This window comes from Sulfurimonas sp., from assembly GCF_047622445.1.
Taxonomy (GTDB): Bacteria; Campylobacterota; Campylobacteria; order Campylobacterales; family Sulfurimonadaceae; genus Sulfurimonas.
In genome coordinates, this window is sequence record NZ_JBLHOE010000055.1 from 1 (window position 1) to 23,190 (window position 23,190).

At 34.0% G+C, this 23,190-nt stretch carries 24 protein-coding genes; 11 read left to right on the plus strand and 13 right to left on the minus strand.

Going from position 1 to position 23,190, the window contains the following annotated elements; all coding sequences use genetic code 11:
• Nucleotides 1–11 precede the first annotated feature (11 nt).
• The 6 genes from ACI9TV_RS11820 to ACI9TV_RS11845 all read left to right on the plus strand — a co-directional run bounded on the left by ACI9TV_RS11820 (nt 12) and on the right by ACI9TV_RS11845 (nt 4,346).
• On the plus strand, nt 12–128 hold the full coding sequence (locus ACI9TV_RS11820) for a thiosulfate oxidation carrier complex protein SoxZ (protein ID WP_415251033.1): 117 nt from the start codon (nt 12–14) through the stop codon (nt 126–128).
• Between the two features lie 8 nt (nt 129–136).
• Nucleotides 137–1,270, plus strand: coding sequence for an MBL fold metallo-hydrolase (locus tag ACI9TV_RS11825; RefSeq protein ID WP_415251010.1), 1,134 nt, complete (start codon nt 137–139; stop codon nt 1,268–1,270).
• Nucleotides 1,271–1,483: 213 nt separating this feature from the next.
• The gene (locus tag ACI9TV_RS11830; RefSeq protein WP_415251011.1) at nt 1,484–1,921 is read left to right on the plus strand and encodes an MOSC domain-containing protein; all 438 of its coding nucleotides are present in this window, start codon (nt 1,484–1,486) and stop codon (nt 1,919–1,921) included.
• A gap of 31 nt (nt 1,922–1,952) precedes the next feature.
• Entirely contained in the window at nt 1,953–2,894 is a 942-nt protein-coding gene (locus ACI9TV_RS11835) for a DUF302 domain-containing protein (protein ID WP_415251012.1), read from the plus strand.
• Nucleotides 2,895–2,910: 16 nt separating this feature from the next.
• Nucleotides 2,911–3,309: a thioredoxin family protein gene (locus tag ACI9TV_RS11840; protein WP_415251013.1), complete on the plus strand. Its 399-nt coding sequence runs from the start codon at nt 2,911–2,913 to the stop codon at nt 3,307–3,309.
• 20 nt (nt 3,310–3,329) lie between these two features.
• Nucleotides 3,330–4,346: a hypothetical protein gene (locus tag ACI9TV_RS11845; RefSeq protein WP_415251014.1), complete on the plus strand. Its 1,017-nt coding sequence runs from the start codon at nt 3,330–3,332 to the stop codon at nt 4,344–4,346.
• A 16-nt stretch (nt 4,347–4,362) separates the two neighbouring features.
• Here ACI9TV_RS11845 and ACI9TV_RS11850 read toward each other — a convergent pair whose 3' ends face one another.
• The 9 genes from ACI9TV_RS11850 to ACI9TV_RS11890 form a co-directional block, all read right to left on the minus strand.
• Complete coding sequence (locus ACI9TV_RS11850) at nt 4,363–5,412, minus strand: DUF6781 family protein (RefSeq protein ID WP_415251015.1); 1,050 nt, start codon at nt 5,410–5,412, stop codon at nt 4,363–4,365.
• A gap of 21 nt (nt 5,413–5,433) precedes the next feature.
• On the minus strand, nt 5,434–5,703 hold the full coding sequence (locus ACI9TV_RS11855) for a YbeD family protein (protein WP_415251016.1): 270 nt from the start codon (nt 5,701–5,703) through the stop codon (nt 5,434–5,436).
• Nucleotides 5,684–6,154: a cyclic pyranopterin monophosphate synthase MoaC gene (gene moaC / locus ACI9TV_RS11860; RefSeq protein ID WP_415251017.1), complete on the minus strand. Its 471-nt coding sequence runs from the start codon at nt 6,152–6,154 to the stop codon at nt 5,684–5,686. Before moaC ends, ACI9TV_RS11855 begins: the two co-directional genes overlap by 20 nt.
• A gap of 48 nt (nt 6,155–6,202) precedes the next feature.
• On the minus strand, nt 6,203–6,775 hold the full coding sequence (gene mobA / locus ACI9TV_RS11865; RefSeq protein WP_415251018.1) for a molybdenum cofactor guanylyltransferase MobA: 573 nt from the start codon (nt 6,773–6,775) through the stop codon (nt 6,203–6,205).
• A complete protein-coding gene (locus tag ACI9TV_RS11870; protein ID WP_415251019.1) occupies nt 6,775–7,977 on the minus strand; it encodes an OmpA family protein in 1,203 nt (400 codons plus the stop codon). Before ACI9TV_RS11870 ends, mobA begins: the two co-directional genes overlap by 1 nt.
• Before the next feature lie 75 nt (nt 7,978–8,052).
• Nucleotides 8,053–9,312 carry a 3-isopropylmalate dehydratase large subunit gene (locus ACI9TV_RS11875; protein ID WP_415251020.1) on the minus strand — a complete coding sequence of 420 codons (1,260 nt, stop codon included), beginning with the start codon at nt 9,310–9,312 and terminating at the stop codon, nt 8,053–8,055.
• Between the two features lie 71 nt (nt 9,313–9,383).
• The gene (locus ACI9TV_RS11880; RefSeq protein ID WP_415251021.1) at nt 9,384–10,220 is read right to left on the minus strand and encodes a DUF4197 domain-containing protein; all 837 of its coding nucleotides are present in this window, start codon (nt 10,218–10,220) and stop codon (nt 9,384–9,386) included.
• Between the two features lie 19 nt (nt 10,221–10,239).
• A complete protein-coding gene (locus tag ACI9TV_RS11885; protein WP_415251022.1) occupies nt 10,240–11,082 on the minus strand; it encodes a DUF4197 domain-containing protein in 843 nt (280 codons plus the stop codon).
• Between the two features lie 48 nt (nt 11,083–11,130).
• On the minus strand, nt 11,131–11,634 hold the full coding sequence (locus tag ACI9TV_RS11890) for a hypothetical protein (RefSeq protein ID WP_415251023.1): 504 nt from the start codon (nt 11,632–11,634) through the stop codon (nt 11,131–11,133).
• Between the two features lie 209 nt (nt 11,635–11,843).
• Between ACI9TV_RS11890 and ACI9TV_RS11895 the strand changes: the two genes are divergently transcribed.
• The 4 genes from ACI9TV_RS11895 (at nt 11,844) to ACI9TV_RS11910 (ending at nt 16,535) form a co-directional block, all read left to right on the plus strand.
• Complete coding sequence (locus ACI9TV_RS11895; RefSeq protein ID WP_415251024.1) at nt 11,844–13,061, plus strand: NifS family cysteine desulfurase; 1,218 nt, start codon at nt 11,844–11,846, stop codon at nt 13,059–13,061.
• A gap of 26 nt (nt 13,062–13,087) precedes the next feature.
• Nucleotides 13,088–14,062 carry an iron-sulfur cluster assembly scaffold protein gene (locus ACI9TV_RS11900; RefSeq protein WP_415251025.1) on the plus strand — a complete coding sequence of 325 codons (975 nt, stop codon included), beginning with the start codon at nt 13,088–13,090 and terminating at the stop codon, nt 14,060–14,062.
• 92 nt (nt 14,063–14,154) lie between these two features.
• On the plus strand, nt 14,155–15,483 hold the full coding sequence (gene mgtE / locus ACI9TV_RS11905) for a magnesium transporter (RefSeq protein ID WP_415251026.1): 1,329 nt from the start codon (nt 14,155–14,157) through the stop codon (nt 15,481–15,483).
• 14 nt (nt 15,484–15,497) lie between these two features.
• Nucleotides 15,498–16,535, plus strand: a complete 1,038-nt coding sequence (locus tag ACI9TV_RS11910) for a CNNM domain-containing protein (protein ID WP_415251027.1) — start codon at nt 15,498–15,500, stop codon at nt 16,533–16,535.
• Nucleotides 16,536–16,538: 3 nt separating this feature from the next.
• Here the strand turns inward: ACI9TV_RS11910 and ACI9TV_RS11915 are convergent, their stop codons facing one another.
• The 4 genes from ACI9TV_RS11915 to topA are packed head-to-tail and all read right to left on the minus strand — an operon-like array spanning nt 16,539 to nt 21,330.
• Nucleotides 16,539–17,705, minus strand: coding sequence for a cation:proton antiporter (locus tag ACI9TV_RS11915; RefSeq protein ID WP_415251028.1), 1,167 nt, complete (start codon nt 17,703–17,705; stop codon nt 16,539–16,541).
• An 11-nt stretch (nt 17,706–17,716) separates the two neighbouring features.
• The gene (locus ACI9TV_RS11920) at nt 17,717–18,562 is read right to left on the minus strand and encodes a biotin synthase (RefSeq protein ID WP_415251029.1); all 846 of its coding nucleotides are present in this window, start codon (nt 18,560–18,562) and stop codon (nt 17,717–17,719) included.
• A complete protein-coding gene (locus ACI9TV_RS11925; protein ID WP_415251030.1) occupies nt 18,562–19,080 on the minus strand; it encodes a metallophosphoesterase family protein in 519 nt (172 codons plus the stop codon). Before ACI9TV_RS11925 ends, ACI9TV_RS11920 begins: the two co-directional genes overlap by 1 nt.
• A gap of 3 nt (nt 19,081–19,083) precedes the next feature.
• Entirely contained in the window at nt 19,084–21,330 is a 2,247-nt protein-coding gene (topA, locus tag ACI9TV_RS11930) for a type I DNA topoisomerase (RefSeq protein WP_415251031.1), read from the minus strand.
• A 239-nt stretch (nt 21,331–21,569) separates the two neighbouring features.
• On the opposite strand from topA, the gene ACI9TV_RS11935 reads away from it, so the two are divergent.
• Nucleotides 21,570–23,190 (plus strand): flagellin hook IN motif-containing protein (locus ACI9TV_RS11935; RefSeq protein WP_415251032.1); only part of this gene is annotated, 1,621 nt, incomplete at its 3' end.

Below are 23,190 nucleotides of genomic sequence, written 5' to 3' on the forward strand. Positions count from 1 at the left end.
TGAGTGGTTTCATGTCAGAAAACCCACTAGTTAAGTTTAAATTCAAAGGTAAAAAAGGCGATAAAATCGTATTTGATACAGTTGATAACAATGGTCAAAAGCAAACAGGTTCTAAGAAAATTAAATAAGGATACTTATGAAAATTAAAATATTACTTTTATTATTGGTTTTAGCATTTGTTGGATCAATGCCATTTATCTTTAATAAAACTACTACACCTGCAGAGGCTCATGAGCTTGATGTAGATGGTAACTTCATAATGTACGATTGGCACTATGATGATTTTAAAGAAGGTCAGCGTACTGGTCAGAATCCTGAATGGGACTATAACTTAAAGCCTGTTAAAGTTAGTGAAAGAGTATGGTGTTTCTTTGGTGCTATGGAAATGCCAACGAAAGAAAATGCTGGTATGATGGCTAACAGTTGTTATATTAAAGGTGAAACTAGTTGGATATTATGGGATACAGGTGCATCTTATATATTTGCTAAACAAGCATATGCGCAAATGAAAAAGATTGCTGATTTACCTGCGAAGACGATTATACTTAGTCATGAGCATGATGATCACTGGTTAGGTAATAACTATTATACGCAAGAGCATGGTGCTAAAGTATATGGTCCAAAATCTGTTAATGTTAACTATTTAGGTTATGATGAAGAGACAGGTAAACCTTTTGAAGGTACTAGAGAACATCCACCTCAAACTAGAATGGAAAGAGCACTTTATCAAAATGCTTTAAGAGGGACTCATCTTAAAGGTGTTGATGAATTTTTTGATGATACAACAGAGTTAACGATTGATGGTGTTGTACTTGAATATGTAAAAGTTGGTTATGTTCACTCTGAAGAAGATTGGTTCTTATATCTTCCAGAAGATAAAGTTGTTTTAGCAGCTGACGTTGTTATGAATGGTAGGGTAACTTCAAATCGTGATGGTTTAGTTGTTGGTCAACTTAATGCTCTTAAAGAAATCAATGCAAGAGATTGGGATTATTTAGTTCCGGGTCATGGTTTTATTACAGATAAAACAGCGGCTGATGAAACTATTCAATACTTCGCACTTTTAAAAGAGAGAGTTCTTGAGGGTATTGAAGAAGAGATTCATCCTGATTTTATTACAAAGTATGTAACTCTAGAAGAATTTAAAGATAAAGATTTATACTATCTTTTAAGTCCGGGTAATGTTTTTAGATCTTATGAAGAGCTAGAGATGTATGACGGGGATGAAGAAGATGAAGACGACGAAGAGGAAGAGGAAGAAGAAGAATAATAATCTTTAGAGATTAAAACTCTTTCTATTTTTAATATAGATAAGTAGAAAATCACACACTAATGTGTTGATTTTCTGCATCTACTTTCTTATAACTATTGTAAAACAATAGTTAATTTATACTTCCTAATAAAAATCAAAATATTTATTGTTGTTGACATGAAAATTGGAGAAGTTAAATATGATAATTTTATACAAACTAAGTAGTACAAAATGGGATTAGTTAAAGTTGGAAAAATATTAGAGTTATTTTATTCAACTAAGAGTGGCAGAATAACTACAGATAAACTAGCTCTAGATGAGAAAGGTGTTGTAGATGATAAATATTATAATAAAGATATACAAAGGTCAGTTTTAATAGCTTCGCAGCAAAGTTATATACTAGCTGCTGATAATGGTATTAATGCATCATATGGTGTATTAGGGGAAAATATATTAATAGATTATAACCCCTACAATTTAGTAGCCGGAGCTAAAATTAAAATTGGTGAACTTGTATTAGAGATTAGTCAAAATTGCACAATTTGTAATAGTTTAGCAAAAGTAGATGAAAGACTCCCTCAGTTACTTAAAAATGATAGAGGTATCTTCGCTAAAGTAATTAACAATGGGACTATCAACAAGGGTGATAATATTTATCTTCTAAATTAGAAGTGAAAGATTTATAATAAAAAGGAAAAAAATGAAAAAAATGATAAAAAATTTAGTTGCAGCAATTATGTTAGTAACTGGTGTAGCAGCAAGTGCAGGAGATGATGTTCAGATATATTCAACTGACAACTCTAAAGGTAATATAACAGCTATTTCAATAGAGAAAGCTTTTGAGAATGCAGGGTTTTCAATTTCTGGTAACAACAATATGAATGTAGCTTTTAAAGGTAAGTTTCAAAAAACACACCATAAAATGTACCACCTATTTGCTTCATATAAAGCAGATTTAGTTTTAGAGTTAGTAAAAGTATCTCCTAAAGCAGCATTATTTGCACCTTTAAGTATGTCAATTTATATGAAAAAAGGCTCAAATAATATTTCTATTGCAGCATTAACATTAGATGGTATGGCAAAAATTACAGGAATTTCTTCAACTAATAAGCATATGAAAGCATATGCAAAATTAATTACGGATACTCTAGCAAAAGCTTTACCAAATGGTCACTTTGAGAAGAGTACTTATAAAAGTATAAAAGCAACAGGCAACTTAGTTACTAACTTCACATATGAAATGGAAGCAACAGAAGCTGATGAAATTGCTGAAGAAAAAGAAGGTACACAAATGGAAATGGAAGGTTCATTAGAAACTGTAGGATTTGTTATTGCAGGATTCAATGAACTTGGAGAAGAGTTTAAAGAAGTTGGATATGATAAGTATGATTTTTTTGATGCATATTCTATCTGTAAACTTCCTGTAATTTTTCAAGTTTCACAAATGTATCCTGAAGCTGGTGCATTAGCTCCATGTACATTATATATGTATAAAGAAAAAGGCTCTCTTGATGTACAAATGGCATACCCTTCAGTGCATAACTGGATTAGTTCTTTAGCAATTACGGATAAAAAATCTGTTGAAGTACTACTTGGGGCAGAAAAAACTATGGTTGACACAGTAAACGATACCATAGAGTAAATTAAAAGTATAATTTGTGAAACTTTTATTACTCCCTTTTATTTTTCTTGCTTCACTTCATAGTTATGAACTAAACTGGATTCATAACTACGAGGAAGCATTTGTCCTTGCGCAAAAAGAACAGAAGAATGTGTATCTTTTTATTGGTGCAGATAATTGTAGATTCTGTGAGAGGTTTAAAGACTTAACCCTCTCCAAGAAAGAAGTAATGAAAACTTTAAAAGAAAATTATATCCCTTTATATCTCAACAGAGACCAACATAAAATCCCTAGGCATTTTGTTATTCAAGGTGTTCCAAGACACTACTTTTTAACTCCCTGTGGTAAAGTCATTCATGAAGACGCAGGGAGCAGAGAGCCTGCTGGCTTTTATGACATACTTGATGAAGTTGAGTTGAAATTAGATGATGACTAAGAACATAACAAAGGAGTATTATGAATTATTTTAAAAATCTTTTATATGTATTTTTATTCATTGCCTTTGTGCCAATAGTTATTGTGGCAGAAGAAAAATTTGTACCAAGTGGTAATAAAAACTTGGCAGTTGTGTATACATATGATACAGAGAATGATAAACGCTTTAATACATTCATTGAAACCGATCTTACAGAGATAGGGTATTTTTTAAATGATGAACATAAGAGAGTAAACGATGTGTATGAAAAAAAGTTTGGAAGTACAAACTTAGAGACTCTTGGTTTTTCTCCAATTCTTAATGAGAGTGTCGTTCGTCCTTTACTTGCTAAAGATCCACGATTAGGTGGCTTTAGTCCATTTAATCTCGTGCAGTATAGAAAACAGTCTGACAAAAAAACTGTAATAACTCACTTAACACCTGAAGCTATTTTAGATATTGTTGGGATTGACGATAAAGAGATAAAAGACAAATATATAGCTTCTTTTAAACCTTTAGATAACCTAATAGAAAAAAAGCTTGGTGGTCAAAAAAGTTACATTCCTCTAGTGGGCTTAACAAAAGATAGAATGATGAATTTTGAGATAACTTTTGAGGAACCAGAAGATATTGATGATTTATTAGATACGTTTAGGGATGATTTGGAATATGCATTTTTAACTAAAGGTTATATAATCGCAGGATTTTATGATATAAAAGGGAGTTTCAATAGTGATGATGAAGTTATGGATGGCTTTACATCTTTTTGGTCTTATTCACTTTGCCACCTTCCTTTTTCATACGCAGTATTTGATGGAAAGAATGCATTTCCTGAAGCAGGTATATTTGCACCATGTTCCATCTACATATATGTTAAAGAGGGTGAGAATAAGCTTGTAATTGGTATGCCAACATTAAGAACATGGGCAGTTGCCTTAGGTATTACTGACAGAGACAAACTTAAAAAGATTGTTCAATTAGATCAAGAAATTCCAGAAATATTTAAATCTCTTGGTGGCGTTGCTGTTGCCAATGGTAATCCTTTACATTCAAAGTAAAGGATACGGTACTTAACTACTTTTTTTCTATTGCATCCTGAGCGGATTTAATAGCTGAACTGATTGCAGTTCTAGCAATTCCAATTGCCTGTTTCCCCATTCTTTTTGCTTCTTTTGTATTTGCTGATTGTAAAGCTTTATCTGCTTTTTTGATTGTTTTTGATGCAAGAGATGAAAATCTACCTTTCATTACATCAGCAGTTTCTTTTGATACTCTTAGTAATTCTTCAAGGTCAAATCGCATATCTTTTTTAATTTTAATCAAAATTTCTTGGATAGCAGGTGTACTTTCTTCAGCTTGTGTTTGAATTACCTGTGCGAAAAGAGAATCAGTTTGGTTTAAATCTTCAATGATTGTATCATAGTCTTCAATAAGTATATGTTTAGCTTCAATTGGTATGAAGGCTAAACGTTGTTTAAAGCGTGTTATAGCACTTATTAGACCTGATCTCATCCCTCTTAATGTAGGAGTTAATATCTTCTCTTCTTTAACGGGGGAAGCTTCTGCAATATCTATAGCAGATTGTAAGATAGTGGAAAGAATTTTTCTGATTCTCAAGGTATCTAGGGAACCTTCCTTAATTGCTTCATATGTTATGTGTTTAATTACTTCATCAATTGTTTCATCAACTGTTTCATCTTTCTCTAAGGTAGTAATTATTGCTGATTCAACTATTTCACTAAGTAAATCGTATAAATCAATAGTTTGAAGTTTTATTTGATGGAGCTTAGTTAATGCTTCTGTATCGCTTGAACCAAATTGTGACTCTAAAATATCAAAAACAGTATATTTTGATTCTTGGAGTTGATTATATTTTTTATCAAGCTCTCTTTCAAGACGTTCTTTTTGGGCGATTAAAGACTCTACTTCATTATAAAGAGTTTGAGTTTCTATATCTAATATAACAGAACTAAGTGTTTGCATTTCATGAATTGTAAGTCTATTGGGAGATACATTCCACTCATCTGTTACATGTTTAATGATATCTTCGACTCTTAAGTCAACAGTGCCTAAATCCATTTTATATGAGGTTTTTAAATCTCTTTGTAGTTTTTCAATATCCATTGTTATCTCCTAATTTTAGGTTTATAAGACCATTTTTATATGTTTATGTTTTTTCAGTGCTTCATAGATAAAATTTCTTTCATCTTCATTTTGAATTATCAAAGCTAGATTGAGACTAACATATTTACCTGTTTTACTATTGTTGGAATGATTCAGAGTATGTTCACGTTCAAGTATGACATCATGTATAGCTTTTTGTATAGCTTCTTTTTCATGTCCTATTAGTTTATAAGACCAAGAACATGGATACTCGAGCTCTAATTTCTTTTGACTATCGTTTATAATCTCCATTCTTACCTCCTGATTTTTTTTCAAGTTGTACATGTCGAATGACCATTGATTTGTCAATCGCCTTCACCATATCATATATTGTTAGTAGCCCAATACTCGTGCCAGTAAGTGCTTCCATTTCAACTCCCGTTTGACCAGTGAGTTTTGCGGTAACTGTGAGTTTAAACCCGGGTAAATCATGTAGTTCGTCTACGTCACAATTGATTCCACTAAGATTAAGTGGGTGGCACATTGGAATTAAATCACTTGTTTTTTTCACACCCATAATAGCAGCTATTACGGCAGTTTGTAGGACCGGGCCTTTTTTCGTCTTCTCACTTATAATTGCATCGTAAGCTTCTTGGCTCATCTCTATAATACCACTTGCTACAGCTACTCTCGTAGTTTGATTTTTATCAGAAACGTCAACCATTTTTGGTCTTTGATTGTCATCTAGATGTGTTAGATTCATAATCTCTCTTTGTATAAATAATTTATATATGATTATAGCAAAGTGCTGTTAAATAAGTGTTAGTGCTTCTTTATATTGAGAAGGATTATTAAGGTTTAAGAAGGATTTTTCATTGTCAAAATTGATATATTGTGTATTAGAGTTTTTTAATAAGAATCCTAATTTATGAGTGTTAGTTTCAAGCATTTTTATAAAATGCTTATGTAGTGATTTGTGGTAGATACCGCACATAGGTTGCATTTTATCCTTGAGTGTAGCAATTGTAGCGTCTAGATTATTGTTATCCATTCGGACTAAATCATTAATTTGTGTTTCATTTATAAATGGAGTGTCTACACTCATTGCAAAAAACTTCTCACATTGTAATTTCTCGAAACTAGCAATGAATCCAGTTGTAGGAGCATAAACATTATCAGTTGGAATATCTTCTATGAAATTTGCTGTAAAGTTAAATTTATTTTTATTTTTACATGATATGTAAACGTTTTTAAAAATTTTTTGGAGTTTATTGAGTTGAAATTCTGTAAGTGTGGAAAACTCTCCAAAAGGAAGAAGTGCTTTATCTTCCCCCATTCTGGAACTTTTTCCACCTGCAAAAAGAATGCAAGGGATTGTAAGCATTATTTTCTAATTAGTTCTGCTTCGATTCTTCTGTTCTCTGCACGACCTTCTTTTGTTGCATTATCAGCAACTGGATTCGCTTCACCTTCACCATGTGAAGATAATCTTGATGCAGGAACATCTTTTTCAATTAGCATAGCTTCAACCGCTTTAGATCTTTTTTGAGAAAGAGATAAGTTGTAGCTTGCTTCACCAGTATTAGAAGTGTGACCAACTATTTTAGAACTATACGCTGGGTATTTATTTAAAAAGTCAGCATATTTTTGAATTAAGTCGAATGACTCTGCTTTTACTACAGCTGAGTTATTGTCAAATTTTGCATGAAGAGTAATTTTATTTGGACAACCATCTACATTTACAGCTTCACCCATTGGAGTGTTTGGACAGATGTCTGATGCATTTACAACACCATCTTTATCATCATCTTCTGGTAAACAACAACCTTCTGCATCTACTGTTTTACCAGCTGGAGTAGTTGGACATTTATCAACAGAGTTTAAAACACCATCTTTGTCATCATCTCCATCTACAAAACAACCATCAGCATTTACTACTTTTCCAGGAGTTGTTGTAGGACATTTATCAATAGAGTTTAAAACACCATCATTGTCATCATCGCCATCAACTATCACTATTGGAGCAGGTACTATTGGAGTAGGTTGAGCTTTAGCTCCGAATGAATAGTTAAGACCTGCTAAAAGTGCTAAGTTACTATCTCCCCAATTTCCACCAGCAGAGTTGTCATTGTATTTAAGCATATAAAGTGCTTCGAGTTTAAGAGCAAGAGCATCAGTAAATGGAATTTTTATACCAGCACCTGCATCAACAAAAGCACCATCGCTATTGTTAGTAATATCACGATTCATATGCTCATAGCCAATACCAGCCTTAGCAAAAGGTATAACACCACTACCTCCGTACTCATATACACCGTTTAGTGCTGCACGAGTAATGTTTGTTGTATTACTTGGAGTTGCATTTTCACTTTTTACTCCAGCAGAATGTAGAATAGAAAGTTCTGGCTTAATAGCAGAGCTAACATCGTTAAATTTCATTTCAAGACCACCCATCATCTCATTATCAAGGTGTAAATTTCCTTCAGCAACGTTATAACCAATGACAGGAGTAATCTCATAGTTGTATTCAGTAGCTAATACTATTGTTGATAGCATTAGAGCCGGGATTAAAAGCAATTTTTTCATTGTTTTTCCTTATTTTAAATTATTGTTATTATTGTAGCTAAAATTAATGAGTTTTCAGTGAGTAGCTACTTTACTTTATCTTGGATCTGAAATATATCCAGTGATTGCAGAGATAGCCGCAACTGCTGAGTTGGCAAGATAAACTTTAGAATCTCTGCTACCCATACGTCCTACGAAGTTACGATTTGTAGTAGAAACTGCCACTTCACCATCTCCCAATATTCCCATATATCCACCAAGACACGCACCACAAGTTGGATTTGAAACAACGCCACCAGCATCGATAATAATATCCATGTATCCTAGTCTATATGCTTCTTTTAATATTTTTTGTGTCCCTGGAGTTACGATTAGACGAACATCTTCATGAACTCTTTGACCTTTAAGTATCTCTGAGGCAGTTTTTAAATCACCTAATCGACCATTTGTGCAAGAACCGATAAATGATTGATCAATCTTAATGTGATCTTTTACTGCTTGATCTATAGAATGACCATTTGATGGTAAAAATGGGTAGGCGATAACAGGAGCAAGGTTTGCAATGTCAATTTCTAAAATTTGAACATATGCAGCATCGTCATCTGAATAGTGAATTTTTGGTTCACGAGCTAAATCTTTATCTGCTAAAAACTCTTTTGTTATATCATCGTAAGCTACGATTCCACTTTTTGCTCCAGCTTCGATAGCCATGTTACACATAGAAAATCTATCGTCCATATTTAAATGCTCGATAGTACTGCCTGTGAATTCTAGAGTTTTATATAAAGCTCCATCAACACCAATCATCCTAATGATTTCTAAGATGATGTCTTTTCCTGTTGTATGACGTTTTGGCTTTCCACTAAGAACGACTTTGATTGACTCAGGAACTTTAAACCAGTTTCCACCAGTAATCATAGCAAATGCTAGGTCAGTTGAACCCATACCTGTTGAGAATGCACCAAGTGCACCATGTGTACATGTATGTGAATCAGCACCGATGATTACATCCCCTGGCACTATAAGACCTTTTTCTGGTAAAAGAGCATGTTCAATTCCCATGTCTTTTTCATCAAAAAAGTTTTTTAACTTATGTTGTTTAGCAAACACACGAGAAATCTTTGCTTGATTAGCTGAAGCTATATCTTTTGCTGGAATGAAGTGATCAAGTACAATCGAGAATCCATCAGGATTAGCAAGTTTAGTAGCACCACTAAGATTAAATGCCGAGATTGAAATAGGGGTAGTAATATCATTACCGATAACCATGTCGATGTTTGAGCGGATTATTTCACCTGCAAAAACTTCATGACCAACATGCTCTGAAAATATTTTTTCTGTAATTGTTTGAGCCATTTTAAACCTTTAAATGTATAATTAATTTCGCGATTATATCATGTAAGGTTTAAAAATAGGTTTAGGCTTTTTTACTTGCCAAAAACTTTTTGGAGAAGTGAGCTTGATTGTGCTAATGGATCTTTACGAATTTCTGCTTCTTTGAGTGCAATCATTTTAAATAAACCATCAATCGCATTTCTTGTGACATAGTCATCAAGTTGTTCATCAGTAGTGCCTTTGGGCATGTACTGTTCCATTCCAAAGTTTTTTGCCATATCTCGAATACTTTCATTTTCAACCATCGTTTTAACAGTTGAGTCATAATATTCGTTCAAGGTGTCATAATAAGATGCAACATTATTTTCTGCCATACTTTCTTCTATAATAGGCTTCATCATCTTCTTTAAATCATCTGTCGTATGAGTTTTGAAATAATCAGTTGCTGCATTTTCATTACTCGCAAGGATTTTTTTAGCGTCATCAATTGACATCTTGTCTATAGCATTAACAAAAATAGGTGTGGCTTTAACTGCCGCTTTTGCTGCTGCTTCATTCATTGAGTCAATAAAATCATCAGCCATTTTATCTCCACCCATTTTTCGTATCATTGACTCTGTATTGCTAAGTCCATCAGGCAAAGGAATCTTAACAGAGGCATTGTTAAGGTATCCATCTTCTTTACTTAACTCTTTGACAGCGTAATCAACACCTTGTTTAAGTGCTTCTTTAAGTCCTTCTGAAACAGAAGAGTCACTTAACATTGAGTTAGTCCCAGTTACTGGCTTGTCATTTACATTTGATGCTTTTACCGTTTCGCTAATAGCAGGTACAGCATCTTTTACACTATTTATAAAACCTCCAAAATCAAAAGCTTGAGAGGACGTAATATTTAGGAGTAAAGCAGATGTTATTAAAATTTTTTTCATATGTGTTTTCCTTTTAGGTTTACGGTACAAATTGACCAAATACTTTTCTCATTTCTGCAGTCGTTTGATGTGCAGGGTTTGTTCGAATCATTTTTTCTGATTTCCCTATCATTAAAAATATTCCATCGATTGTATGATCTGTTATGTATTCCTCTATGTTCACACCGTCTTGAGGGATATGTTTTTTTACACCTAGTTTTTTTGCCATACCCATAAAGTTGGAGACTTTGGCAAATGTTTTCATCCCTGGGTCAGCTACTTTCTTTACACCATCATAGTATTTATATACTTTATTTGTTTTCATTTCTTTTATGATGATGGGAGTTATAAGCTTTTTAAGTTCTTCTCTTGTATGTTTTTTAAAATAATCAGTAGCAGGACTTCCATCCATCATTAACATATCAGCGGCATCATTAAAAGACATCTCATCAATAGAATCTACAAAAATACCAGCAGTTTGAGGAGCAGCTTGCGCTGCTGCTCTGTTCATTGAAAGAATAAATTCATCAATCATTTCGCCACCACCAGATGCTCGAATCATCGTTTCCATTTGTGAAAATGGTGGTGGAAGGGGGATGTGAACAGCAGGGTTATCCATAAAACCACCTTTTTGCCCTAAGGTATCTACAGCTTTTTCTACACCGACTTTTAATGCTTGCTTGAAAGCTTTTGTAATGAGTTCAGTACTAAGAACACCACCGGTCATTGTTTCAACAACTTCTTTGGGACTCATATCTGAAGGATTTTTAAATTTTTTAAAATCTGTTACTTTGTCTATCATGCTATCAAAGTTAAAGCTTTGAAGTAAAAGGCTACTTGCGATGATACTGGATGCAATGAATATTTTTTTCTTATCATTCATCATTTGCTGCCTCTGTATATTGAATTTTAATTCTCATCATAGTATTCCTTAGATTTCGTATTTTAACGCTTTTTTGGTAAATTCTGTTGAGCAAAAAAACATAGCTATAAAGATTGGATTGACTTTTACATTATCTTCGTCTGCCACATCAAAAGCTTTAAAGTTAAAGCCGGCCCCATCATTTGGGTTCTGTGGAGTAACTACGAATTCTAAGGGCGTTAAGGTCTTCACCATATTTAAAATAAGTTTTCTTTTTTTAATATTTTCATTATTTAAAATATTGAAGTCTGGATCTTCGCTACTTCTATGGGAAAGTAAAATCTCTTCGAGTACATCTACCTTATCTTTAAAAACAACTTTATTCCATTTTATGATGGTGTTGTTGGAACTTACTTGTTTTTCTTTATACATTAAAGCATTTGGCTTCTTAGTTTTCATAGCTTCTATTAGGGCCAATAAAAAATTAGTCCCACCAACATTTTCTGAAGCTTTTTTCATAAAAAGATGAATGAAAGCCTTGGTATCTTTGTTTTGTTTGTTAAAATTACACATGTATAGTCCTATTGATTGTAAAGTAAATGTATTTGATATATAGTAGTTTAGCATTTTTAGTATACTGTTTTGATTCTTAAAGCAAAACTAAAGTCAGTTTCCCTTAAGCATATCATAATCACAAAGCTATTATTATGTCAAAAGTTAAACAAGACAAAATTTGTCTGATTTAAAGATAATGATATTTATTATCTATTTAAAGGTTGAAAATGAAAGTATATTTAGACAATAACGCTACTACAATGACAGATCCAAAAGTCGTAGAAGCGATGATGCCATACTTCAGTGAACAATATGGTAATCCAAACTCACTGCATAAATTTGGTACACAAGCACATCCAGCAATAAGTCGTGCAATAGATCAAGTGTATACTGGCTTAAATGCTAATGACAAAGATGATATTGTTTTTACATCGTGTGCAACAGAATCAAATAACTGGGTATTAAAATCAGTATATTTAGATCACATTGTTAAGGGTGATAAAAACCATATTATTACAACAGAAGTAGAACATCCATCTGTTCTTGCTACATGTAGATGGCTAGAAGAAGATTGTGATGTAAAAGTAACATACCTACCAGTAAATGAAGAAGGTGTAGTTGAAGCGCATACTGTGAAAAGTTTTATTACTGATAAAACAGCATTAGTATCTATTATGTGGGCTTCAAATGAAACTGGTATGATTAACCCAATTGACGAAATTGGCCAAATATGTAAAGAAAAAGGTGTTCTTTTTCACTCAGATGGTGTTCAAGCTGTAGGTAAGATTCCATTGGACCTTCAAGCAACTCATGTGGATTTTGTGTCTTTTTCTGCACATAAATTTCATGGACCAAAAGGTATTGGTGCTTTGTTTATTAGAAACTCTCAAGAGCTATCACCATTACTTCATGGTGGAGAACATATGGGTGGACGTCGTTCAGGTACTTTAAATGTTCCATATATTATTGGAATGGGTGAAGCAGTTGAGCTTGCAACAAGTAACATGCAAGAAACTATGGATAAAATTAGAACTAAACGTGATCGTTTAGAAGATGCTATTTTAGAGTTAAGTGATACGTTTGTTGTAGGTAATAGAAATAACCGTACGCCAAATACTATCCTTATATCTATTAAAGGTGTTGAGGGTGAAGGTATGCTTTGGGATCTTAACAATGGGCAAATCGGAGCATCAACAGGTTCAGCATGTGCATCAGCAGACCTTGAAGCAAATACTGTAATGTTAGCAATTGGTGCAGATAATGAACTTGCACATACTGGGATTCGTTTAAGTCTTTCGAGATTTACAACAGATGCTGAGGTAGATTATGCTATCTCACATTTTAAAGACGCAGTTGGACGTTTACGTGCGATTTCTAGTTCATTCGCATTACAAGCACCAACAGCAGGTGGAGAAGTTCAAGAATGCGAACTTCACCACCACTAAAAATTAAATAACTTAAGGAGAATATTATGGCAAAAGCAGATATATTAGGCGATAGTCTATGGGACGCTTACTCAAATAAAGTAACGACATTAATGAACAATCCTCAACATCAAGGTGAAATCTTTGACAAAGAGGCAGAAGAAAGAGGGAACAAACTTATTGTTGCTGATTTTGGTGCAGAATCTTGTGGTGATGCAGTACGTTTATACTGGGAAATTGATCCTAAAAATGATGAGATTGTAAACTCAAAGTTTAAATCTTTTGGTTGTGGTACTGCCATCGCATCTTCAGATGTAATGACTGAACTTTGTATTGGTAAAACAGTACAAGAGGCTGTAAAGATTACAAATATTGATGTTGAATTGGCTCTTCGTGATGATCCAGAAACACCTGCTGTTCCACCACAAAAAATGCATTGTTCAGTTATGGCCTATGATGTTATTAAAAAAGCTGCAGGGCTTTATATGGGTGTTGATGCTGAGAGTTTTGAGACTGAAGTAATTGTTTGTGAATGTGCACGTGTTAGTTTAGGTACACTTCAAGAAGTTATTAAGTTAAATGATCTTAAAACGATTGAGCAAATTACAGATTATACGAAAGCTGGTGGTTTTTGTAAGTCTTGTATTAGACCTGGTGGACACGAAGCTATGGATTACTATTTAGTAGACATCTTAAGTGACACTAGAAAAGAAATGGACGATGAAAAAATGAAAGCAGCTGCTGATGCAGGTTCTGCTGGAAATTTTGAAGATATGACTCTTGTTCAGCAAATTAAAGCTGTTGATGCTATAGTTGATGAAAATGTACGTCAATTTCTTGTAATGGATGGTGGAGATATGGAAGTAATCGATATCAAAACTACTGATGAGTTTATAGATATCTATATCCGTTACTTAGGTGCATGTGATGGTTGTGCTTCTTCAGCGACTGGTACACTTTATGCGATTGAATCAACTCTTAAAGAGAAACTTTCTACAAAAATTCGCGTATTACCAATTTAATTCATTCTTAGAATTAAATATTATGAGCTACTCTTCGTTAATTAAGGGTAGTCTCATTAATCCTCTTCATAAAATTAGATATACTTACACATATGAATAAACTACAAGAATACTTAGATTCTCATGATGTCAGTGAAATATATCCATCTGAAATTGCCAATTTTCTAAAACAAGTTGATGATAGTGAATTTTCTGACGCCTTAAGACTTGTACCAAAAGATTTACTTGGAGACGTTGCCCTAGCCCTTCCAGATAGACTATTTGATGATGTAGTTGAGAATCTTAGTGTTGATGAACTCTCTCACGCAGTATCTGAACTAGAATCTGATGATCAAGCCGACTTTATGCAAGAGCTTGAAGAACATGATGAAACAATTGCGTCAGAAGTTTTCGAAGCACTTCATGAAGATGATAAGCAAGAAATTAGACATCTTAAAAGTTACGAAGAAGATGAGGCTGGTGCATATATGCAGCTTGAAATCTTTACTGCAAATAAAGATGAAGTTGTCCAAGATGTTATAAAAAGGTTTGCTCGTTTACGTAAAGAGAATGAACTTGAAAATGTTCAAAATCTTTTTATTGTAAATAAAGACAATAAACTTAGATATGCGGTTGGACTTGATGATTTATTAATTTTTGATTTTTCAAAAACTTTAATAGAAAATATTGAAGGACATGAAGATAGTTTTGAGCCTATAAAATCTGAAGATAGAGAAGATATCAAAGATATTGTACGTACTTTTGAAGAGTATGACCTTTCTGTCTTAGCTATTGTAAACACCTATGGTGTTTTAATGGGACGTATCACTTCTGATGATATTTATGATGTAATTCAAGATGAAGCAACAGAGCAAATGTATAACCTAGCTGGTGTAGATGATGAAGCGGAGGAAGATGATGAAATCTTTCAAGCTGCTAAAAAAAGAGCTTCGTGGTTAGGTCTTAATCTTTTTACCGCGATTATAGCCTCTCTTGTTATCGGAATGTTTTCAGATACACTAGAGAGTATGGTAGCTCTTGCTATTTTAATGCCAATTGTAGCTTCTATGGGTGGTAATGCTGGTACTCAAAGTCTAACGGTTGTTGTACGGCAGTTAGCACTTGGAGATATTTCTCAAGGTGATGCTATGAGGATTATCAAAAAAGAGACGATGATTGCTCTTGGTAATGGGATTATCTTTGCGATAGTTATGGGAACTATTGCTTATTTCTGGTTTGGTATTGATATGCTCGGAGTAGTAATTGCTTTGAGTATGGTTATTAACCTTTTGATGGCGGGTTTATTTGGTGCAGCTGTACCATTGTTTCTAAAAAGGCTGGATATTGATCCAGCAATAGGTAGTACAGTTATTTTGACTACCGTAACCGATGTTGTAGGTTTTTTGAGTTTCTTGGGACTTGCAACATGGATTTTATTATAAAGGGTTTGTAAAACTTGGATTTATTATTACTATTTTTTGTTCTATCTGTTGGGATATCATTTATATGTTCCATTTTAGAATCAGTGTTGCTCTCTGTAAATATGTCATATGTGGCAGTATTAGAGAAAGAAAGACCAATTGTTGGAAGACTACTACGTCTTCATAAAGAAAATATCAACAAATCAATAGCGTCTATTCTTATTTTGAATACTATCGCAAATACTTTAGGTGCAGCAGCAGTTGGTGCGCAAGCGGCTCATCTTTTTGGTAATGATGCAGTAGTGTATGTCTCAATTATTTTAACATTCGCTATTTTATTTTTATCAGAAATTATTCCTAAAACAATTGGTGCAATTTATTGGAAAAGTTTAGCTCCTGTAGCTGCACATTTTATTAGAGTGTTTATATGGCTTACGTATCCAATTATTCTTTCTACTTTGTTTGTTACAAACCGTATAACAAATGGCAAAGACGATTTTAATTCACTCACTAAAGAAGAATTTTTAGAGTCCATGCTTTTGAGTGAAGATAAGGGTGTAATTGATGAGCAAGAATCAGATGTTATTGAAAACATATTAAATCTTGACAACATTAAAGTAAGTGAAGTATTAACTCCACGATCTGTTGTTTTTGCATTAGATGAGAGTATGACTATCCAAGAAGTTATAGATTCTGAACCTAATATTTTCAAGTTTTCTCGGATTCCAATCTATAGAGGTTCTATAGAAGAAGTAACTGGGATAGTATTGACAAAAAAGATTTTTCAACAAGCACTTCAAGATGGTAGTGTAAGCGTTGGAAGTATCAAAAAGAAGATTATTTCCTTAAATGAAAATATACCTGTTAGTAAAGCACTTGATATGTTCATAGAAAAAAAAGAACATATGTTTTTAGTTAAAGACAACTATGATCAAACTGATGGAATCATTACTTTAGAAGACTGTGTTGAAACAATTTTAGGTGTTGAAATAGTTGATGAGAGTGATACCACAGTCGATATGCGTGAATTAGCAAAGCGGAAAATGAAAGCAAAACGTAAAGAAAGTAAATAAAAATTACGTTTGTTTTTTATTTTCTTTAGATATTTTTTTAATATTAATGAGTTTAATGGTAATCATTACACTTATAACTTGAAACAGTGCGGCTAAGATAAATGAATAGTAATGTAGCTGATCTATACTTTGTGCATTGTATGCCAAGGTTGCCATTGCGATGAGTAGAGTTAGGGGCATCGAATGTGAAAGTCCCATAAGAATCGCATCTATAAATCCAAGTTCTTTTACAAATACTAATGAAGCAACAACGCGCATCGATATCATTGCTATACTTATAAGAATCGCTTGATAAATAAGACCATCCATACTTAGTGCTCTTAAATCAAAAGAACTGCCAATATGAATAAAAAAGATAGGGATTAAAAATCCAAATCCAAAAGATGCCAACTTTTCTGGAAGTTCATGTTTATGTTGAAAAAAGGTAGGAATAAAAATCCCTGCTAAGAAAGCTCCAAAAGCAAGTTCAAGGTGAAGGTAGAGCATTGCTCCAACTAGAAGTAAAAAGATGGCTATAGATAGTCTAATGTCCTGTTCTTGGTTGTCTTTTTCTGGCATTAATACTTTTGAGACTTCAGGAAACCACCAAAACAAAAGTTGCATAGTACGAAAGATAAAAAACATTAAAATTAAAAAAGTCATAAGCGCAAATATAGTTTTAAACAGATTTAGCCCTATACCAGATTCTAAACCGGCCGAACTTATAGTAATAATGGCGATACTCACTACTTCACCAATTCCCCCTGCTGTCATAGAAATATCTAGCCATGGAGTCTTTCCATATTCTTTTGAAAGCGTAGCGACTAAACCAACAGAGATAAGTGGTAAAAGTATCATAAAAATATTTCCAAGCTTAAAGTATAAGGAAAATACAATAGCAAATGTATAAAGGATAATGAGGTAAAGAACAACGCGTTTCATTATAGAAGAAGGAGTCTTTAAAACATTTTTGAGGTTAATCTCAGTCCCTGCAATAAACATTAGATATAGAAAGCCAATCTCGGCTACAACTTCAAAAAGATGCTCATCATGAATAAAACCAATATATCCAAAGATAGAACCAAGAATGATTTCTATGGGAGTAGTTGGTAGCCGCAGACGTTTCGCAAAAAATGGTGAAAATACTATAATAAGTGCTATGGTAATAATGAGTGTAACGTTACCTTGCATCTTATATTTTCCTAGTGTACTTTTTTGGCTACTTCAAAGTTTAGTGATGTGAGCATCTCTAAATCTTTAGAAACCATTCTACCATTTGTTGTTAGGTAATTTCCTACAACGATAGAATTCGCGCCATACTTAAAGATCTCATTTTGTCTTTTACCAAACATTAATTCTCTTCCCCCTGCAACCATAATACGCTCTGCATCTGGAAGTGTTTCTCTCGTTAATTTGATAAGTCCCAAGGCTTCATCAACCTCCATAGAGTTTGGTTCTAACTCTAGAGCTTCGTTGTGATGGTAAAAGTTAATTGGGACAGAAGTTGGGTTGAGTGAAGCCAAAGACTCTAACATTGAGATTCTGTCTGCTTGTGTTTCCCCAAGACCAAAGATTCCCCCGGTTATGAGAACTAAACCAGACTCATTTACATTTTGGCATGTTTCGTAGCGTTCACTCCAGGGATGTGTTGTACAGATTTCTTTGTAAAACGACTCTGAAGTTTCAAGATTATGGTTATATGCTTTTATTCCTGCTTCTTTTAAAACTAAAAGTTGTTCTAGTGATGCTGTACCATTGCAAGCGATGAGACGAAGTTCAGGTACTTCTGCGCTTAGAGTTTTTGCGACATTACAAACAAATTTTAAAGTTTTATCGTTTAAACCTTTATCTGCTGTTACTAAGCAAAAACCCAAAGCACCAGATTCCCGTGCTTTTTTTGCTTCTTCTAAGATGAGACCCATATCTTTTTGTTTATATCTATCTATATCTGCTTTGTATCGAACACTTTGAGAACAAAATTTACAGTCTTCTAAGCATGTTCCACTATTTATATTACAAATCGAGCATAAAAATATTTCTTGATTCATTACTTAAGCCTTGTGTAGTTATATATTTTTGTAGAAAAAGTATCTTCGTTTTTATCTCTTGTAAAATGAGTTACTATAAATGTATCTTCATTTACTTCAAGCATCGCACACTCTGACACAGGTTTGTTCCTTGCACATACTTCACCGGGGTTTAAAAACAAAGTGCCGTTATTAAATTCGGATTCGAATTGATGTGTGTGACCAAATAGTACTACTTCTGTATCGGGAGTCATATAAAAAGGAAGATGCATAAGCTTGAATGTTGTATCTGAGAGTTTAAAGTGGTATGGTTCTTGCACAAGGTTGTAGTTCTTATGATGGGAAACTAAATGTGCATCATTGTTCCCATATACACCAACATATCTTTTGCCACAATGTTTAAGTAACTCTAATATCTCAACTTCAACTATATCACCACAATGAACAATAAACTCAGCCCCATTTTCTAAAAGCATTTCAAGAGCCTTCTTAGCCTTGTTATACTTTGTATGGGTATCTGAGATTACTCCTATTTTCACGCTCTATTTCTCTTCTTGGGGTGCTTCTGCTGTTTCTCTAGGTGTACGTGCTTTACACTTTACACACTCATAAACATCTTTATTTCTATATGTACGTTCCGCTAAAAGACCATTTTTACAGCCTTTTTCTTCACACTTAATGGTTGTCGGTTCAAATTTAGAGATGAACTTACATTCAGGGTAGCCTTCACATCCCCAAAAAGGTCCACGACGAGAGTTTTTAAGTGAAATTTTTCCACCACAATCAGGACATGGAGTCTCTGAGAGTTTTTCTTCTACATTGATGCTCTTCGTATTCTTACAGTCAGGGTAATCGCTACATGCTAAAAATTCACCATTTCTTCCAGTTTTAAGGACCATATCCTTGCCACATTTATCACATTTTTCATCTGATATATTTTCTTTTTTAGGAGCTGGATTACCTTCTTCATCTGACTGTTCTGTGTATTTACATTTTGGAAAACCACTACATGCGATAAAATTACCAAATCGACCTGAACGTAAAAGTAACTCTGATTCACCACATTTAGGGCATGTCCGTCCTAGAGGTTTTGCAAGTTTAAGAGAAACGATATTTTCTTTTCCATCTGCAACTTGTTGCATAAATGGAAAGTAAAAATCACTTAAAAGTTTTTGCCAATCAACCTTTCCCTCACTTACTTCATCAAGCTGTTCTTCCATATTTGCAGTAAAAGATATGTCTACAATGTTAGCAAAGTTTTTCTCCAAGATGTCTGTTACAGTAAAAGCCATCTCGCTTGGAATGATTTGTTTTTTCTCAATCGTTACATATGTACGTTGACTTAAAGTAGCAACTGTTGGTGCATAAGTAGATGGACGACCAACACCTTCAGACTCTAGTTTTTTAATGAGACTAGCTTCTGAATAACGTGGTGGTGGCTCGGTAAAGTGTTGCTCTGGTTTAACACTTTGAAGTTGGGCTTTTTCACCTTCTTTTAAAGTAGGAAGAAGTTTGTCTTTATCTTCAGCTCCAGTTACAGCATAAAACCCATCAAACATAAGCTTTCTACCGCTTGCACGGAATTCATTTTCATTCCCCGTAAAGATTATGCTTTGTTGCTCAAATCGTGCATCTTCCATTTGACAGGCCATAAAGCGCTCATAAATTAAACGATAAAGTTTTATTTCATCAGCTTTTAAAAAACTTTGTGCCATTTCTGGGGTAAAGCTAAGTAAAGTAGGACGGATTGCCTCATGCGCTTCTTGTGCACCCTTAGATTTTTTATTATATACTTTAGGCTCTTCTGGTAAGTATTTTTTACCAAAACGATTTTCTATAACTTCTCGAACAGCAGAAACTGCTTCTCCAGCTAAGTTGAGTGAATCTGTTCTCATATATGTAATAACACCGGAAGTGCCATCTGGAGTTTTTACACCTTCATAAAGAGATTGTGCAACCATCATTGTACGTTTTGGAGTAAACCCAAGTTTACTAGAAGCAGTTTGTTGTAGAGTCGAAGTCATAAATGGTGGAGGGGTTGAACTTTTTCTTTGTTTCGTCTCAATTTTTGAGATTATATAGTTATCTGCATTAACACTTGATTCAATTGCAGTGGCTTGATCTTTGTTTTCAATACTCATCTTATTGAGCTTATCGCCCTTATGAGAAATGAGATTCGCGTCAATGTCTTTTTTGAAAGCTGTATCGATGGTCCAGTACTCTACAGGTATAAAAGCTTTTATTTCACGTTCACGATCTACTACAAGTTTAAGTGTTGAGCTTTGAACACGACCACCTGAAAGACCTTTTTGAATTTTAGAAGCTAGGAGTGGGGAAAGCTTGTACCCAACAACACGGTCGAGTAAACGACGAGCTTGTTGTGCATTTACCATATCCATATCTATAGTACGAGCAGAATCAAGGGCATGTTTTATAGCTGTCTTTGTAATCTCATGAAACACGATGCGTGGAAGTTCAAGAGGATCTTTTTTAATAGCATGCGCAATATGCCAACCAATAGCTTCACCCTCGCGATCCTCATCGGTCGCGATATATATAGTGTCGGCTTTTTTTGCAAGTGCTTTTATCTCTTTGACAATAGCCGCATTTTCTTTTGCAACAGAGTATGTTGGTATAAGGTGGTTTGTTTCCTCTTCAACAGCAATCCCAAAACGAGATTTTGGTAAATCACGAATGTGACCTTTAGAGGCAATAACCTCATAATCTTTTCCTAAAAAGTTTTTTATAGTCTTAGCTTTAGCAGGTGACTCGACGATAATTAAGTTCAAATAGTCTTCCTATATGTAGTATAGTAATTTGTTTTCAGTTTTGGAAGTGTAGCGAAAAAATAATAAATAGAAAAATTTAACAATCAAGTTTGAGCTAAATTAGACTTTTGTATAATAAATTTCAAAATTTTCTAAAGTAATTATTTAAGCTGTCGATATTACTTTAACATCTTAGGCAAGGAAGCCAAAAGATAAAAATTAACCAAGAGCGAAAGGCTCTGACCCAAAAAGGATTTATTATGGGATTTAGAATTAACACAAACATCGCGGCAATGAACGCGCACACAAGTGCTACAATGAACAACAGAAATTTAGATGACTCGTTAGCTAAACTTTCTTCAGGTCTTAGAATTAACACTGCTGCAGATGATGCGTCAGGTCTTTCTATCGCTAACTCACTTAGAGCACAGGCGAGTTCACTTGGTCAAGCTGTATCAAACGGTAATGACGCAATTGGTCTTATTCAAACAGCGGATGGTGCTTTAAGCGAGTACTCAAACATCCTTAACACAATCAAAACTAAAACAGTTCAAGCTGCTTCTGATACTCAGAACACTTCTTCTCGTCAAGCCATTCAAAAAGATATTAACGCTTTAATGAAAGAGTTAAATACTATTGCAACTACTACTGAGTTTAATGGTCAAAAACTTCTTTCTGGTTCTTTTACAAATAAAGAGTTCCAAATGGGTGCAAATGCAAATGAATCTGTTTCAGTAAACATTGCTTCTGCTACTACGAACTCTATAGGTCAAACTACAAGAGCAGACCTTCAAATGGCATCTGATCAAGGTGGTGAAATTGCATTGACTATGACAAGTGCTACAACAGGTAAATCTGTAACACTTCAAACAGTTGATGTACAATATGATAATGATAGAGACAATTCTTTAGGTAATGTAGCTGATCAAATTAATAGATATAGTGGTGAAACTGGTATTACTGCAAAAGCTGTTGTAGAAGCTACTGCTACAAATGCTGTAGGTGCTGGTGTAACTGGTTCTGATTTTGCTATTAATGGTATAAAAATTGGTGCAATAAATGTATCTGCAAATGATTCAGATAACACACTTCTAAACGCTATTAACGCGCAAACTTCTCAAACAGGTGTCGCTGCAACTATGAGTTCTGATGGTAAAATGACTTTGGCTTCAGATGGTAGAGCAATTAAAGTAGAAGGTGATGTATCTGCTGTTATGGGATCAAGTGCATCTCAGATGAGTACTATAGGTAAACTCGAGCTTGTACAAAAAGGTTCTGCAGAATTCCAAATCTCTGGTATCGGTGCAGGTGCTACAGGTGCTGATATTACAATTGATGGTACTCCAATGACAACTACAAAAGATTCTGTTATTGCATCTGGCTCTTCTATTGCAGCTGGTTCTGAATTTGCAGCTGGTTCATCTATAGGTGCTGATGCTAAAGTACTAGAGCAAGTAGCAGATACTCAACTAGATACTACAATGAAATCTGGATCTACTCTTGGTTTTAACTCTATAGTAGCTGCTGGAACAGAGATAGGTGGTACATTAACTGTAGGTGGAGGTGGAACTGCTACAACTACTGTAGCTTTAACTGAAGATATGAATCTTACATCTGGAAGTAAACTACTTGAGAACTCTGTTTTAGGTAAAGGTACAGTTTTATCAGATAGTTATACTTCTTCAGGTGGAACTACTTATGCAGCTGGTACAACTTTAAGTGCAGCATTAACTCTTGATAATGGTGCTATGAATGTAACATCAGCTATGACAGTAAAATTTGATTCAACTGCATCGGACAATACAAAAGTAGCACTTGGTAGTACAATTGCATCTGGTTCAACAACTGGTGCTGACTTTACTCAAGGTATTCGTTTTGATA